This is a genomic window from Mycoplasmopsis ciconiae, from assembly GCF_036350065.1.
Classification (GTDB): Bacteria; Bacillota_I; Bacilli_A; order Mycoplasmatales; family Metamycoplasmataceae; genus Mycoplasmopsis; species Mycoplasmopsis ciconiae.
The window spans coordinates 68,455-84,960 of sequence record NZ_JAZDWZ010000004.1; the positions used below are offsets into that span (position 1 = coordinate 68,455).

At 27.4% G+C, this 16,506-nt stretch carries 12 protein-coding genes; all 12 read left to right on the forward strand.

The window, feature by feature from the left end; genetic code table 4:
• Positions 1–2: 2 nt before the first annotated feature.
• The 12 genes from V2E24_RS01655 (at position 3) to pgmB (ending at position 16,247) form a co-directional block, all read left to right on the forward strand.
• Positions 3–509: a hypothetical protein gene (locus V2E24_RS01655; RefSeq protein ID WP_330500694.1), complete on the forward strand. Its 507-nt coding sequence runs from the start codon at positions 3–5 to the stop codon at positions 507–509.
• A 2-nt stretch (positions 510–511) separates the two neighbouring features.
• On the forward strand, positions 512–3,646 hold the full coding sequence (locus V2E24_RS01660; RefSeq protein ID WP_330500695.1) for an ABC transporter permease subunit: 3,135 nt from the start codon (positions 512–514) through the stop codon (positions 3,644–3,646).
• A 2-nt stretch (positions 3,647–3,648) separates the two neighbouring features.
• Positions 3,649–4,587, forward strand: coding sequence for a sugar ABC transporter permease (locus V2E24_RS01665; protein WP_330500696.1), 939 nt, complete (start codon positions 3,649–3,651; stop codon positions 4,585–4,587).
• A gap of 3 nt (positions 4,588–4,590) precedes the next feature.
• Complete coding sequence (locus V2E24_RS01670; RefSeq protein WP_407940490.1) at positions 4,591–5,817, forward strand: ABC transporter ATP-binding protein; 1,227 nt, start codon at positions 4,591–4,593, stop codon at positions 5,815–5,817.
• Between the two features lies 1 nt (position 5,818).
• On the forward strand, positions 5,819–6,520 hold the full coding sequence (locus tag V2E24_RS01675) for a hypothetical protein (RefSeq protein WP_330500697.1): 702 nt from the start codon (positions 5,819–5,821) through the stop codon (positions 6,518–6,520).
• A 78-nt stretch (positions 6,521–6,598) separates the two neighbouring features.
• Positions 6,599–7,306: a TIGR01906 family membrane protein gene (locus V2E24_RS01680; protein ID WP_330500698.1), complete on the forward strand. Its 708-nt coding sequence runs from the start codon at positions 6,599–6,601 to the stop codon at positions 7,304–7,306.
• 95 nt (positions 7,307–7,401) lie between these two features.
• Positions 7,402–8,745 carry a signal recognition particle protein gene (gene ffh / locus V2E24_RS01685; protein ID WP_330500699.1) on the forward strand — a complete coding sequence of 448 codons (1,344 nt, stop codon included), beginning with the start codon at positions 7,402–7,404 and terminating at the stop codon, positions 8,743–8,745.
• Positions 8,746–8,761: 16 nt separating this feature from the next.
• Positions 8,762–9,436: a winged helix-turn-helix domain-containing protein gene (locus tag V2E24_RS01690; RefSeq protein ID WP_330500700.1), complete on the forward strand. Its 675-nt coding sequence runs from the start codon at positions 8,762–8,764 to the stop codon at positions 9,434–9,436.
• A gap of 92 nt (positions 9,437–9,528) precedes the next feature.
• Positions 9,529–11,535: an alpha-amylase family glycosyl hydrolase gene (locus tag V2E24_RS01695; RefSeq protein WP_330500701.1), complete on the forward strand. Its 2,007-nt coding sequence runs from the start codon at positions 9,529–9,531 to the stop codon at positions 11,533–11,535.
• An 8-nt stretch (positions 11,536–11,543) separates the two neighbouring features.
• Complete coding sequence (locus V2E24_RS01700; protein ID WP_330500702.1) at positions 11,544–13,193, forward strand: alpha-amylase family glycosyl hydrolase; 1,650 nt, start codon at positions 11,544–11,546, stop codon at positions 13,191–13,193.
• A gap of 11 nt (positions 13,194–13,204) precedes the next feature.
• Positions 13,205–15,583 carry a glycosyl hydrolase family 65 protein gene (locus V2E24_RS01705; RefSeq protein WP_330500703.1) on the forward strand — a complete coding sequence of 793 codons (2,379 nt, stop codon included), beginning with the start codon at positions 13,205–13,207 and terminating at the stop codon, positions 15,581–15,583.
• Positions 15,576–16,247 carry a beta-phosphoglucomutase gene (gene pgmB / locus V2E24_RS01710; protein WP_330500704.1) on the forward strand — a complete coding sequence of 224 codons (672 nt, stop codon included), beginning with the start codon at positions 15,576–15,578 and terminating at the stop codon, positions 16,245–16,247. Before V2E24_RS01705 ends, pgmB begins: the two co-directional genes overlap by 8 nt.
• Positions 16,248–16,506 lie beyond the last annotated feature (259 nt).

Consider the following 16,506-nt stretch of genomic DNA (forward strand, 5'->3'; position numbering starts at 1 on the left):
TTATGAACTTAACAAAACCTAAATTAAACTTAGATAAAAATTATTTTTACACTCTATTAATAATGATTGCATTATTAACGTTTGTTAGTGTTTTGGTCATCCTAGCACCATTTACAATAGGTGTTAGACAAGATCAATTTATTAACCAAACAAATAAAGATGATTTATCTAAAATAGGTAAAGAATTAGCTCTAACGAAAATTTTTTCTTATGTTTCCAACCAATTAATATTGGTTGGTTTCGCTATCTATATAGTATTATTAAGACATAAGTTAAAAGCCGGTTTTGGCTTTTTCTTTATCTCTATTTTGATATTTGTTGCCATGGCATTTACACCTTATGTTAGAGGTGTTTCATACATGAGTGATGTGGAATATGCATTTAGTATTCTTCTGAGTATTCTCTGTGGTTTAGTTACCTTAATACTTTCTTCTCTTGCGATTAAACTATTTTTAAAGAGAAAAATATGACATTATGAAAAGTATAAAATACACAAACAAAGGAGGTAAAAATGGATAAAGAAATTAAATTATATAATTGATACGGCGAGTCGTTTGATCCCATAATTCCCGAAACTACACAAACTTTAAAAGCCTATAAACATGCTGTTAAAGTTGTAACATCAAGAAGAATTGATCAAATAAATACACGTCATAATATTGAAAAAGATCTTTATTTAAGAGCAAGAAATAAAATTGAAGAAAACCAAAAAAGAGAGCTTTCTAGCCAAAAAGTTGCTTATTTAAATAGAGTTAAAGTTTTCAAAGATTCTATTAAAAAATTAAAATATTCTGATTCGATTGAGACTTTAATTTTATTTGAGTTAAAAAAACTCAAAAAAGAGAAAAAGAAAATCCAACTATATACAAAAGATTTTCAAAATTCGCTTAAAACATCAGCGGACACACCTGAAGAAAAAGAAAAACTTCTTAGCAATCTTCAATTAAAAGTTCAAAATGAACAATCTTCTTTATTCAAAACTTACGCCATATATAACATATTATTAAAATATGTTAAATCACATAAAGATAATATAGCGAATATAACTAAAGATAATTTAGACGAACTTAAAAATTCTTTAGATAAATTCGAAATTAAAGTTATTGAAAAAAACCCAGATATTATCGAGAAATTAAACTTTATTCTTGAACAACTTAATAAAAGCGTTATTTCCTTACAAAGAAAAAGAAAAGAGTTATCAAAGGAGTTTAATGAACAAAAAAATCAAATGAAGAAAGAGTATTTAATAACAAGAAAAAATATTCGTTTGAAAAACGAACAAAATATTTTAAATCTTGAGTATTCATTTAACCAAAAAACACTAGACTCTAAAAGTGAAGTATTAGCGTACAAAAAAGAGTCAAAACAAAAAATTAATGAACATAAACAACAAATTTTATCAATTGAAAACAAAAACAAAAATAAACTAAAAAATCTTAAAAATAAAATCGAAAACACAAATAAAGCAATTAAACAATCTTATAAAAATGTTAAAAAAGAAATCGGTCATGAATCTATGAAATTATTGGTTTCAAACTTTAATAAATTTATCGAATCTAACCCTAGATTTTTTAAAGATTATAAAAAAATAGTTATACCAATTTTTAACTCTTGTGACGATTTATCAAAAAGAGCAAATAATGACACATGTGTGTGTTTTCAAAAAAACTCTAATATGAATTTTTTAGCTTTTAAAAAAGAAATATTGGACAAAATTAAAAATAGCGATAATGAAAAAATATTATTGCTAGCTTTCAAAGTATTTTTCTCATTTAATTCATATTTATCAGCTAGAAAAATAGCTTCAGATGTAGTTAAATCTAAATACAACTTAAAATTGTCAGAAAATAATTCTAAATTTTCTTACCAAGGAAAATATCAAAGAGTTGTAGCTGATGCTTTAATTGAAAAAGCTATAGCAAACCAAGAATTGCTATATAAATATAACAACGAAAAAGCAAATGCTTTAATTAGTATAGACGTTATTAAAACATCTAATTTACATATTGAACAAAAGAAAACTTATTTAGAAAAAGAAGCTTTAATAAAAAAAGAATATAAACAAAAAGTAGTCGAGTTCAAAAATAAAATTAAATCAAAAGAAATATCAAAAGCTGCTTTTAAAAATAAAATGATTGAGTTCAAAATTTTTAAAAAAGAATCTATTAATGAACTTAAATTAGATTTTGATTTAAAGAAAAACAAAAACATCTTATTTACACACTTTTTCAGAAAAATGAATGATCAAAAAATCATTAACAAAATATATGAAAGTAAGGTAAATGAAGCGCAGAAATCAATTCCAATAGAATACATTAAAAATATTAGATACTTAGCTTTATTTTTAGGAATAATTTTTCCTGGAATTCCAGAATTACTTATATTCAAGCAATATATTAAAGGAGTGGCTTTATCAGTTGTTTCTTTATTTATCTACAGTGTAATTCTTCCGTTTTGTTTTGGGGCTTATTGAGATAAAATGGGTGGAGTATTAGGTTTATATGATTTAGGATCACACCTATATAACAGTAGTTTAGGAATATTCCCTGACGCTAGATATTGACTTTTTGGTGGTGTTATATCTATCCTACTTTTATGTTTTTCACTTATATATTTTCTTGTTTCGGGTGTTGGTTCTTATAGAGTCGCAAAAGCCTTAGAAGAAGGTTCTAGACCAAGTAAATGATCACACACTAAAAGATGATTAAACACAAGTGGATTTCCATGAATGATTTCACTTGTTGGTTGAGCTTTAATGATCTTTATAGTTGCTACTCCTGTTATTACAAGTATTTTAATTTCATTTACTAACTACGGACTACAACACGAAGCACCTTCACAAACTGTTGATTGAGTAGGTTTAAAAAACTGAGGGTTATGATGAATATTTAGAGAGAACAATTTATTATTATCTTTAAGTAGAGTTATAAACTGAACAATAATTTGAACAATTTTATCAACCATAATTCCTATTTCATTAGGTATTATTATTTCCGTTTTAGTAAATAATCAAAGAATAAAAGGTAAAAAAATATTCCGTTTAATTTATATTTTACCTTGAGCTATTCCCGTGTTTGTTACTATAACATTTATTAAACAATCATTCCAAGCTGGTGACCAAGGATATATTAACCTTATTTTACTTAAATTAGGGCTTATAGATCAATCTATCGATTGATTGAATAATATAACTAGAGCTAGAGTTTTAGTTATTGTTGTGCAAACATGAGTAGCGTATGCGTGAATATTCATGTTGGTTACAGGTAATTTACAATCTATTCCAAAAGATATATATGAGGCAGGAAGTGTTGATGGTGCCAAAGGTAGACAATTATTTATTTATTTAACTTTACCTCAGTTACTTTTATCAATTGCTCCTATGTTAATTGGTCAATTCGTTTTAGCCTTTAATAACTTCACAACAATAAGTTTATTCACTAATGGTGGACCTGTTTATCCTGAAACCACAGCCTTTGGTGAGGCTTCAACTGATATTATCATTTCTTGAGTTTATAAAATAACAACAGGAACTGTAAAAGTTGAAGGACACTTATCATTTGCTGCTGCCTTAACCACATTAGCTTCATTATTCAGTATAGCGCTTGCAGCCAAAGGATTTATAAAATCAATGAGAAGGAGAGATTAGTTATGAGTTTCTATAAACGTATAGACGAAAATATTGATTTAGATATTACTAAATACACTAAAAAGAAAATTAAGTTTAATGAAACAGACTCAAAACCACCTACTCCTATGGAAATTGTTTGATTAATTTTCAATTACTTATTTTTAATTTTTTGAGCTGTAATCATTTTATTCCCGATCATTTCGTTAGTAATTTCAGCCTTTAATGTTAATAACCCACGTATTATTTCTATAACACCTTTTAAATTTGGTTTTGATAACTTTAATTACTTGTTTACAAGCGAAAGAAGTTATTTCTTAACCTGATATAAAAATACACTTGTTATTGCCTTTTTTACAATGGTTGTTGCTACTACAGCTGTTGCTTTAAATGGTTATGCATATTCAAGATTTAAATTTGCCGGAAGCAAACATTCATTATTAATTATTATGTTGTTACAAATGATCCCTGCAACATCAAGTCTTATTACTTTGTTTATTTTGGTTAGACTTGGAGGAAGTTTAGGGATTAGCCCTCAAATTATGTTAGTTATTATTTATGCTGGTGGAGCCGTGTCATCTAATACTTTCATGTTAAAAAGTTACTTAGACAGCATCTCCAACGAGTTAGACGATTCTGGTAAGGTTGATGGCTGCAACAACTGAGGTATATTCTTTAAAATTCTTTTACCCGTTTTAAAACCTGCGTTAATTATGGTTGCGCTTTGAAGTTTTTTAGTTCCTTTTACTGATGTTATTTTGCCAAAATTTATTTTGATTGAAAATACACAAAAAACATTAGCTGTTGGACTAGATTCGTTTATTTCCACAGAACCAAAACATGTAAATAACGGAGCTTACGCGGCTGGAAGTATTTTGGCTACACTACCTGCGTTTATATTATTTATGTACCTACAAAAATTCATTGTTGGTGGTTTATCTGATGGAGCTGTGAAAGGATAAAATATGTTTAAATTGAACAAAGATAAAAAAACACAAAATAAACATAATCTTGATTTAATGGAAAATGAACAAGATTATGAATTAGAGTCATTGGACTTAGATAAAATTATTTCTGAAATCGGTGAAATAAACAACACAAATGATGGCGCACACATAAAATTGGTAAATATTTCTAAAAAATACGAAGGTAACGATAAATATACTTTAGAGAATATTAATTTAGATATAAAACCAGGTACTTTCTGTATTTTCTTAGGACCAAGTGGTTGTGGTAAAACAACGCTTTTAAGAATGATCGCAGGTCTTAATTCAATTACTAAGGGTGATTTATTGTTTAACGATAAAAGATATAATAACCTTTTACCAAGCGAGAGAAATATCGCGATGGTTTTCCAATCATACGCTTTATATCCTCATATGAATGTTTATAACAATATTTCTTTTGGTTTAAGAATAGCAAAAGAAAGAAAAGATGTTATTGATAGACGTGTTAAAGACGTTGCTAAAATTTTAAAAATTGATGATTATTTATACCGTAAACCACGTGATTTAAGTGGTGGACAAAGACAAAGGGTTGCAATAGGTAGAGCTATTGCCAGAAAACCACACGTTTTCTTAATGGATGAACCTTTATCTAACTTAGACGCAAAACTTAGAGAAACAATGCGTCGTGAAATTGTCGGAATTCATAGAATGTTAAATACAACAAGTATTTATGTTACTCACGATCAGTTAGAAGCTATGACAATGGGTGATCAAATTGTTGTATTTAATGATGGTAAAATCCAGCAAAACGGAACAGGTAGAGAATTATATTTCAAACCAGCTAATATTTTTGTTGCTAAATTTATTGGTTCTCCAACTATGAATACTTTTGATGCTGTATACAAGCAAGGAAGAGTATTTGCTAAAGAATCTAATTTTAGCCTAAGTGTGGATGAAGAATTCAAAGATAAATTAGTAGAAAACCAAGAACTTGTAATTGGATTTAGAAGTGAAGATATTTATATTAATGACGCTCAAGCTTCGGAATTTATTGAAGCAAAAATTTCAAATATTGAGTTAATTGGTAAAGACCAACTTGTAGTGGCTAAAATAAATGATCAAATTGAATTTATCGTAAATGCCTCTAACTCAGTTGAATTTGAACTTTATCAAAACGTTAATTTAAGTTTTTCTTCTAAAAGAATGCATATTTTTGATGCTACATCAAAAAACAGAATAAATTAATATGATGCTAAAAAACCAAATAAATTCAGACACACAAACAAAACATAAATATTACATATCTAATTACAAATCAAGAAAAGTTTATCTTTTGATAAGCACATTATTTTTAATCATTTGTATAGTATTAATGGCAATTCATACATATAATTTCAAAATTCGTATCAATGATGAAATAAAGTTTTTAACTAGAACAGACGATATATCTTCGCTAACTCCGCAAGCGTTAGAAAAAGCATTAAAAATCAGTGAGACTTACCAGTTATTACATATTTATAGAGCCTTATATTCAGTTTTAGCTGTTTTAAACTCTTTAACTCTTATTTTTGCAGTAATTACTCAGTCTTTATTATATTTACACTATAACAACGGTAGAAAATTCTTTAAATTCATGATTGCCTTTAGTGTTATTAGTTTTGTTGTAATCTTTTTCATTGTGGCATTACAACCGCAAGCAATTCAAAGAACCGGTTCTTCATATATTGATGAAACAACAGGTGAAAAAGTATATGAAATTGAGCGTATGCAAGATTTTAGTTACATAATCCCTTGAATTACTATGTTTTTATGTTTCTTTACAATGGTATTTTTAATTATTGCTAAAGGTAAGTACGGACACATAGAAAAAGATTTTAAATTAAAAAAACAACTATACAATAACGAAAACTCAAAAGTTATTTTCAATCACTTTTTAGTTAGAAAATAAATTATAAACAAAGCGAAAGCTTTGTTTTTTTATTGCTGTTTTATAACCTCAAAAGAAAAATAAAAGTATAATAAAAATATGGTAAAAGCACAACAATTGACAACAAAACAAAGAAATATGTCTAACTTTTTAAACGTAATTTTAGGTGTGAGCATTTTCTTTTTTATTATTAGTTTTAGTATAAGCTTGGTTATATGAAGTAGAAGTTTCTTTTATGGTTATTTATCGAATATTAATTTAGATAATTTAAGTTTTAAAGTCGGTAAATTAAATTATGAACAATTAAAACAAGCTTATGATGAAGTTATGAATTATTTGATAGGTTACAAAAGTATTTTTTCAAGCGGCCTTTTAAAAACATCGCAAAACGCAATTGATCATTTTAGTGATGTTAAACGATTATTTATTATTAATTTTATTTTTTTAGCAATAACTTCAATTATCATTTTGACAATTACAATTATTAAGTTCAAATTTAAAAATTTAAAAATCCAATTTCTTTTAAGTGGTTTTATCGCAAGCATAACACTTTTAGTTTTTATTTTTGTTACCATTATTGTGTCTTCGATAAACTTTGAAAAAAGTTTTGCTGTTTTTCACAAAATATTTTTTCCTGGAAAAAGTAACTGAATTTTTAATCCAAGAGAAGATGAAATAATTCAAATTTTAACATTGGATTATTTTAAAGGTTGTGCAATTTTTATTGGTGTGTCTATTATCGCATTCACAAGCGGATTTATTTTTTCATTCCTTAGTTTTAAAGTGTTTAGGAAGTTTAAAAAGTAATTTTTTATAAAAAATCAAAATTCTTTGATTAAGCGGCGTTTATCGCTGTTTTTTAAATGACTTTAGTGTGTTAATTATTATATAATTTACACATTATGTTAAATTTTTTAGAATCTAGAATGCAAAAAGCATTAAATAAAATAAACAAAAAAACAATCATTAATGAAGAAGATTTAACTGAAGTAGCCAGAGATATAAGATTGGCTCTTTTAGAGGCTGACGTTAATCTTAAAGTTGTTAAGAAATTTGTTAATAACGTTAAACAAAAAACACTTGAATCTAACTTAATTGGTAAATTAAACCCTTCTCAACAAATGATCAAAATAGTTCATGAAGAGTTAGTTTCGGTTTTAGGTAATAAAGTTGTAGAACCTAAAATCGATTCTAAACCTTATGTAATTATGATGTGTGGTTTACAAGGTTCTGGTAAAACAACTGCAACAGCAAAAATGGCGTATTATTTCCGTAAAAAGAAATTTGTTGAAAATCCTATGGTTGTTGCCGCCGACATTTATCGTCCTGCAGCTGTTGATCAATTAGTAACATTAGCCAAAAGCATTCAAGTAGACTTTTATGAACAAGGGACACAAGCGCCAGTTGAAGAAATCGTTGAAAACGCCTTAAAACAAGCTAAAGAAAACAAAAATGACTTAATTATAATCGATACAGCTGGTCGTTTAGCTATTGATGAAAAACTTATGAATGAATTAGTTAATGTCAAGAAAGTAGCTAGACCAAATGAAATACTTTTTGTAGCTGATGCTATGTCAGGGCAAGATATCATTAATGTTGCTGAAGAATTTAATAATAAATTACATTTAAACGGAACAATAATAACAAAGCTTGATTCGGATGCCAGAGGTGGAGCTGCTTTAAGTATTAGAGAAATTTTAAACATACCAATAAAATTTATTGGAACAGGTGAAAAAGTATCTAATTTAGATTTATTCTACCCAGATAGAATGGCTGACAGAATTTTAGGAATGGGTGATGTTTTATCACTTATTGAAAAAGCTAGCGATGTTATCGATGAGAAAAAAGCATCAAAAATGATAAACAAAATGTTTTCTGGTGAGTTTTCTTTAGATGATTTAATGGAACAGTTGAATCAAGTTAAAAAGCTAGGTAAGTTTTCAAAAATATTAAAAATGCTACCTGGTAATATATCAAGCAAAATAAACGAAGAAGATTTAGATAAAGCTGAAGAAAAAATGAAGGTTTATGAGATTTTAATGTCATCAATGACCATTAAAGAAAGAAAAAACCCTAAATTATTAAAAAACGCTTCAAGAAAAGAAAGAATTATAAAAGGAAGTGGAAGAAGCGTCCAAGAATTTAACAAATTAATTAATGATTATGAAAATATGTCAAAAAGAATGAAGGAGTTATCAAGAAGTTTCAAAGGTGGCGGAGGATTCAATCCTTTTGGTGGCTTTTAACTTTTAATGAATTAATATGAATAAAATTGAATTAAAATCACCCAGAAAAACTCAGCAAATTGTTGAATACTTGATTGAATTAATAATCTCTAAAAAGGTACCCACAAATAAAATAATGCCAAGTGAACATGCTTTGATGATGAGATTTAATTGTTCAAGAAGTGTTGTTGTTTCTGCTTATAATAAATTAGAGGCTTTGGGTGCTGTTTATACAATTTCTAAAAGAGGGCACTTTGTTGCTGAAAATTTTCATAATTTAATCAAGCCGATTTCGTTTTTAATTGGAGCTGACACTGAAGAGACAATTTTAAAAAGTGAATCAGATTTAGAAGAGTGAAATGATGACAATCACATTATCTTTTTGGACGGGTATTACGGATTTGACAAAAAATTCTTCATTAAGAAAAAAATGGTTGGTGATGGTGTTGTTTATGTTTCTAAAAAACACTTACCTGATCCAAAAATGATGGAAGGTAATAAAGCTTTAATTAACTTTTTAATAGATAAAAAAGTAATTTCTAATATTGTTTATCAATTATGTTATGAAAAAGTAAAAAAATATGGACGTAGCGAATTAGTGGCTATAAAAATGTTTGGATATGATGATGATAGCATTTGCATTGCCGGTAAGTTTTATATAGATCCAGACCATTTTAAATTTTTTCACCAAGAATTTTCACTTACATGATAATATATCTATAAACAAGTTAAAAAAATTTTGACGCATCAAGAAAAGTGCGTCTTTTTTTCTATTTTTTTCTAAAAGAATACAATTAAATTAATATGAAATTATTACAAAAAAATAATCAATATTTTGAAAGTATTGATCAACAATATTATTATGATAAAGATGATTTGGGTGCTAGATTTAATGACGATAAATTTACAGTTAAATTATGACATCCTTTGGCTAAAGAAGTTCATTTATATATTTATAAAAATCAAGAACAGGATGAATTGATTACAACTTATAAAATGAACAAAAACACTCCTATTTTTGAAGTGGAAATACCAAAAGAATACGAATCATTTGCTTACAGATATTTTATAACTCAACAAGACGGAACACAAAATTTTGCGCTTGATCCATATTCTTTTTCTATGTCGCCTTTTAATTGAGAAGGTAAAGAAGATAAAGTTGGTAAAAGTGTATTTGTTAATTTAAACTCTCAAAAAATAAAATTTAAAAACGATTTTTGAAAACCAAAGACAAATAATAGTGTAGATCCTATTATTTACGAGTTGAATATAAGAGATTTTACTTCTTTAAAAAGTGAAGACAAAAAACACAGAAAAGGCACATTTAAAAGTGCTTTGGAATTTGGCGTTATTGATCATATTAAAGATTTAGATTTTAATTATGTGCAATTACTTCCTGTACATGAGTGTTATACATATAACAGTACAAAATTAGATTTAATTTTTAAACATCAAGCACAAAAGTGAACCACTAATTACAACTGAGGTTATGATCCACATAATTATTTTAGTGTTAATGGTTGATATAGCGAAAATCCTGCTGATGGATATTCAAGAATTAATGATTTTTTAGAATTTGTAAATCAAGCACACAAAAAAGATTTAGGAGTTATTGTTGATGTGGTTTATAACCATTTAATGACTAATAATATCCTAAATAATGTATTTCCTGGTTATTATTTTAGAGATGATGCTAAGACTACACCAGTTTCATATCCGCCGTTAGCAAGCAATCGTAAAATGGTAAGAAAACTGATAATTGACTCACTTAAATTTTACGCTCAATACTATAAAGTAGATGGTTTCAGATTTGATTTATCTTGTTTTATAGATAAAACAACTTTAGAGGATTTATCAATTGAATTAAGAAAAATAAACCCTAAAATTGTTCTTCATGGTGAAGCGTGAAGATGAAGCGATTTAGATTATTCTGATTCATGAATTAAAGGTGAAACAACTAATGATTATTCTTTTGCTTATTTTAATGACACACTAAGAGATAGTATTTCAAAATGTGAATTCAACAAATCAACTAAAGGGTTAATTATAGGAAACGATCAAAATCTTTTAGAAAAATACATTTCAAGTGTCGTAGGGAATTTAAAAGATTACGATTTTAAAAATATTAAACACGCTAACAATTCATACGATCTTTTTTGTTCGGATATTAAAATGAATTTAGCTTTTAATGCATGCCATGATTACTTTACTTTATTCGATAAAATAATAACTTCTGACGTACAAATGAGTTTTGAAGAAGTGTTAAACCGCTATAGACAAGCTTTAATTATGACTTTAGCTGTTCAAGGTAGAAAGTTATATTTAGCGGGTACAGAATTATTACAATCAAAACCAAATGACAAAAGTGGTATGGATGATGGTAGAGCCGAAAAAATGATTAATGACTTTTTAAATTTAAATCCAGATGATTTTAGCGTTTTACCTAACACATATAAAACTAGCGATTATGTAAATGGAATAAAATGACAAAACTTAGAATTACAAAATGTTAAAGAACATATTTATGAATTTGTTAAGGCAACAAATAAATTTAGAAATCAAACTAAATATTTCCGTTTTGACAATAACCAAGACATAATAAATAATATTCATTTTAGCCTTTGTGACTATGAAAAAGGTATCTTAATATACCAAATTAAGGACAAAAAAACATTAGAAGTTATACATAATTTTTCTGATCATGATTTTGAATACAACATCCAAAAAGATAATGTTTTATTTAATTCTAGAATAAATGATCATTCAGTTAATACAGTTAAAGCTCACACAAGTTTAATTATTGAAAAATAGGAGAAAACATGAAAAAAGAATTACTAAAAAATAAAGTTATATACCAAATTTTTCCACGTAGTTTTAAAGACTCAAACAACGATGGTGATGGTGATTTATTAGGTATTGTTTCAAAATTAGATTATTTAAAAGAATTAGGTATTAATGCGATTTGATTAACACCTACATACCAAACTAACTTTGTTGACGCAGGATACGACGTTTTAGATTATAAAAGTGTCTGAAAGCAATTTGGTACTATTGAAGATTTTAAAATTTTAGCTTCTGAAGCTAAAAAAAGAGGAATTGATTTAATTATGGATATTGTTTTAAATCACGTTTCTAATGAACATAATTGATTCCAAAAAGCTTGTGAATCACGTGATAACAAAGAACATAATTACTTTATTTGAAGAGATGAACTTAACGAACAAGAACAAAAAGCTATGAGTATTTTTGGTGGAAGCGCCTGAGAATATGTACCAAGTGTTAATAGATATTATTTTCACCTTTTTGCAAAAGAACAAGTTGATTTAAACTGAGCTCATCCAGATACTATTAAAGCAATGAGTGATGTTATTGATTTTTGATATGACTTAGGAGTTAGAGGTTTTAGATTAGATGCAATAAAACACGTTGCAAAAACTTTTGATAATGTTGAACAAAACCCATATTTTGCTTGATGTGATGGAGCGGTTGATTTCTTAAAAGAATTTCAAGAAAAAGCCTTTAAAAATAAACCAGACGCTTATACATTAGGAGAAGCTAGCGGTATTAATGTTCAAGAATTATTAGAATATGGTAAGGGTGCAAATAAAGTAAGCGACAATTACTATAATTTCTCATGATGATGAATAGGTTGAGGAACTAAAACAGGAAGAAATGGTTATGACGCTAATTGAGACTATAAACAATTTGCTTATCAACAAAAACCATTCCAAGAAAATGTTGAAGTTGAACCGCAAATGATTACAAACTTTTTATCTAATCACGACACAAGTAGAGGAGTGTCTAGATGAGGTAGCGAAACATTTTATCGTAAAGAATCACAAAAAACACAAGCGATGTTACTTTTTAGTTTAAAAGGTATTCCATGTGTTTATTATGGTGAAGAAATTGGGCTTTTAAATACTCATTTTGATAATAGAGAAGATTTTAGAGACTGTGATATTGTTAATGGATTTAGAGATTTAGTGGACGCATCTAAACCTACATATTCAGAAAGTGAATTTATTAAATACTGCAACATTAACAGTAGAGATGCTGGTAGAACAATAATGCCATGAAACAATCAAATAAATGCAGGTTTTAATGAATCTACACAAACATGAATTAAATTACCAAGATTTATTGAAGAAATTAATGTCGAAAAAGATTTAGAAAGCGAAGATAGCATTTATCATTTCTTTAAAAAATTAATTCACTTTAGAAAAGAAACTTATAATGATGTTTTAGTTGATGGACTTAGCGAAATTAGTGTTTTAGATAATGGTGCTATTTATGTTAAAAGAACATTAAATAATAAAGTTATTGAATTTTATATTAACTTTACTCAAAAAGACTTATTTATAGATGAATTAGAAAATTCTGAACAAATATTAAGTACATATGTTGATAATAAAAAAGTTATAAATCACTTAAGACCATATGAGTCTGTGATGTTAGTTAAAAATAATTAGAAAGAGATATTATGGATTACTTAAAATATAACATTGAAAATAAAGAAATATCACAAGTGAAGTTTTCTAAGAAAAACACAGGTAAAAGTGAAAGCATTTTTGCTTTAGGGAACGGATACATGGGATTAAGAAGTGTTGATGAAGAAAGAACTTCATACAACAAAGAAGACTTTTTTGTTAATGGTATTTTTAATAAAGATAACAAAGATGAAGTAAGTGAGCTAGCAAATTTAGCTGATTTAATTCAAACTCCTATTTATTTTGATGGAAAAATCTTTAGCGTTAATGAAAAAGATCAATATTTAAAAACATTAAAAATCCGCGAAGGTGTTTTGGAAAGAAATTTATTTGTAGAACGTAATAAAAATAAATTTGAATTAAACTTTGAACGTTTCGTTTCTCAAGATAATTTACACTTATACGGGCAAAGAATAGAAATAAAAGTTTTAGAATTAAATGACCAAAAAGACTATGTTAAAGTGACTTTAGAACCAGGAATTAATGCGCAAGTAACAAATTCAGGAACACAACACTTTAGCGAAGGTTTAAAATCTCGTCCAACAACCGAAAGCTTATACATGGAGCAAAAAACAACATTTAGTAAAAAAATGGTTGCTCACAATTTAATCACAAAACTATATTTAAATGGTGAATTAATTAAAGGTGGAAGCGATGATTATGTTATTGATATAAAAAGAAGAATGATTCTTTTTAAAATCAATGTTAACCTTAAAAAGGGAGATGTTTTAGTTTTAGAAAAATTAATGTCAGTTAATACAAGTGTTGATGGTAAAAGTAAATTATTAGACGATTCTCAAGTAAGAGAAGAATCTAAAAAAATGCATGAGTTATTATTGAATTCATCATATGAAGAACTTAAAAACGCTTCAATTGAAAAAATGCAAACTAATGTTTGAAATCAATTTTTTGTTGAAATTGAAGGTGACGAATCATCTAAATACGATCGTTTAGCGCTTGATTTTGCTATTTTCCACCAAAATAGTTTTGTACCAAAACACTCAACAAATTTAAATGTTGGGGCTAAAGGTTTAAGTGGAGAAGGTTATCAAGGTCACACATACTGAGATACAGAATTTTTCATCAACCCTAACTTCTTATTTACTAACCCTAAAATTGTACGTAACTTACTAGAATACAGATACAAAGGAATAAAAGGCGCTAGAGCTAAAGCTAAAGAAATCAAATTAAGAAATGAAGAAAGTAATTTAGAAGGAGCGCAATTCCCATGGGAAATGGCATGACCAACAGAAGGTGAAGTTTGTCCATACTGAGGTCAAGCAGACGTTGTTAGTGGTGAGCAAGTTCCAATCGCTTCTAGAAGACAAGAAATTCACGTTAGCGCTGACATCGCTTACGCTGTAAATCAATATTATCAAATAACAAAAGATGAGCAATTCATGAGAAAAGCCGGTTATGAAATGATCATTGATACAGCTTGATTCTACACAAATAGAGCTGAATTACAAGAGGATGGAACATATCATATTCGTGATGTTATGGGTCCTAACGAATATAAAGGAAATATTGATAACAATGCCTACATTAATTTAATGGCTAAATATAATATCGATTTAGCATTAAAAGTAATGGAACAATTAAAACAAAAAAACAAAAGTTTATTAAACAAAATATTAAACAAAATCCCTTACAAAATTAATGTTTCAAAAATGAAAACTGTAAGCAAAATGCTTAAACAGCAAAAACCAAATAGCGATTTAATTGTTGCTGAAAATGACCAATTTTTATCTTTACCTTTAATTGATGTTAAGCCTTTCCAAATGTTAGGTGATGCTGGTAAAAAATTATTTTCAACTAAAGAAGGACACAAAAGATTGTGTTCACAATTAGTAAAACAAGCTGATGTTGTTTTATTAATGCAAATTCTTCCAGAATACTTTAGCAAAGAAGTTAGAGATAAAAACTTTGATTATTACGAAAACATAACAACACATGATTCAAGTTTAAGCGCAGCAACTTACGTTATCGAAGGTGTTAGATTAAGAAAAATGAAACGTGCATATGAATTATTTAAATATGCCATTGATGTAGATATGGGTCCAAAAATGCACACATCTAATGCTGGAATTCATGCAGGAAGTTTATCTGCTATATGACAAATGATTGTGTTTGGATTTGGAGGATTAACTTGAGTAAATAATCAATTACATCTTTCACCAAAACTACCACAAAACTGAGATAAATTAACATATAGAATTCTTTTTGAAGGTGTGTGATTAGAAGTTAGTGTAAATCAAAACACATTCAGCGTACACACAGTTGAAAAACACAAAAGAGCTTATATTTACATCAATAATAAATTAACCGAAATAACCCACAATCCTTTAAGTTTTGAGGTAAAAAATGATTAAAGGTTTCTTATTTGATTTAGATGGTGTTATTACTGATACAGCAAAATTACATTATCTTTCATGAGCTAAAACAGTAGAAAAATTAGGAATCATTTATACTGAAGAAGAAAATGAAAAACTTAGAGGAATTCCAAGATTAGAAACCCTTAAACTAATTTTAAAATTAAAAGGAAAAGAAAATGATTATACTCACGAGCAACTTTTGGAGTTAGCCGATGAGAAGAATAACACTTATGTGCAGTTATTAAAGGAAAAATTAGACCCCTCTTGATTATTACCTGGAATTGAACAATTTTTAAAAGATGCTAAAGCTGATAATGTTAAATTATCTTTAGCATCAAGCAGTCATAATGCTAGATATATATTAGATAGATTAGGTATCACTGAATATTTTGATGCTTTTGCAGATCCTAAGAATATAAAACACGGAAAGCCAGCTCCAGATATTTTTATAGAAGCAGCTAAATTAATTAATGTAGATCCAGAGTTTTGCGTTGGTTTAGAAGACGCGTTAGCTGGTGTAGAAGCATTAAATAAAGCAAATATTAGAAGTATAGCGTTTGATTATAATTCAAATGTTGACTTTTCAGGAGCTGATTTAATTTATCATAATACAAGCGAATTAGACTACAAAAAAGTGAAAGACTTTTTCGACAATAAATAATGCAGAAAAAAATCCTAGAAAATTCTAGGATTTTTATTTTCAATTTCAATTTTATTCCGAGTTTCCAAGTTGTTATGTAATTTCCGAAAGATTATAATTTATAGCTGTTTTGGTTTTATTTTTAAATTACATAACAACTTGGAAACTTAGTAAAAATAATATTTTGAGGCAAAATCATTGTCTCTAAATCTAAGAGTAAACCAAAAATTAGATTTAATAATTTTGCTAACGCTTGGGAACAACATTTATTAGGTGAACA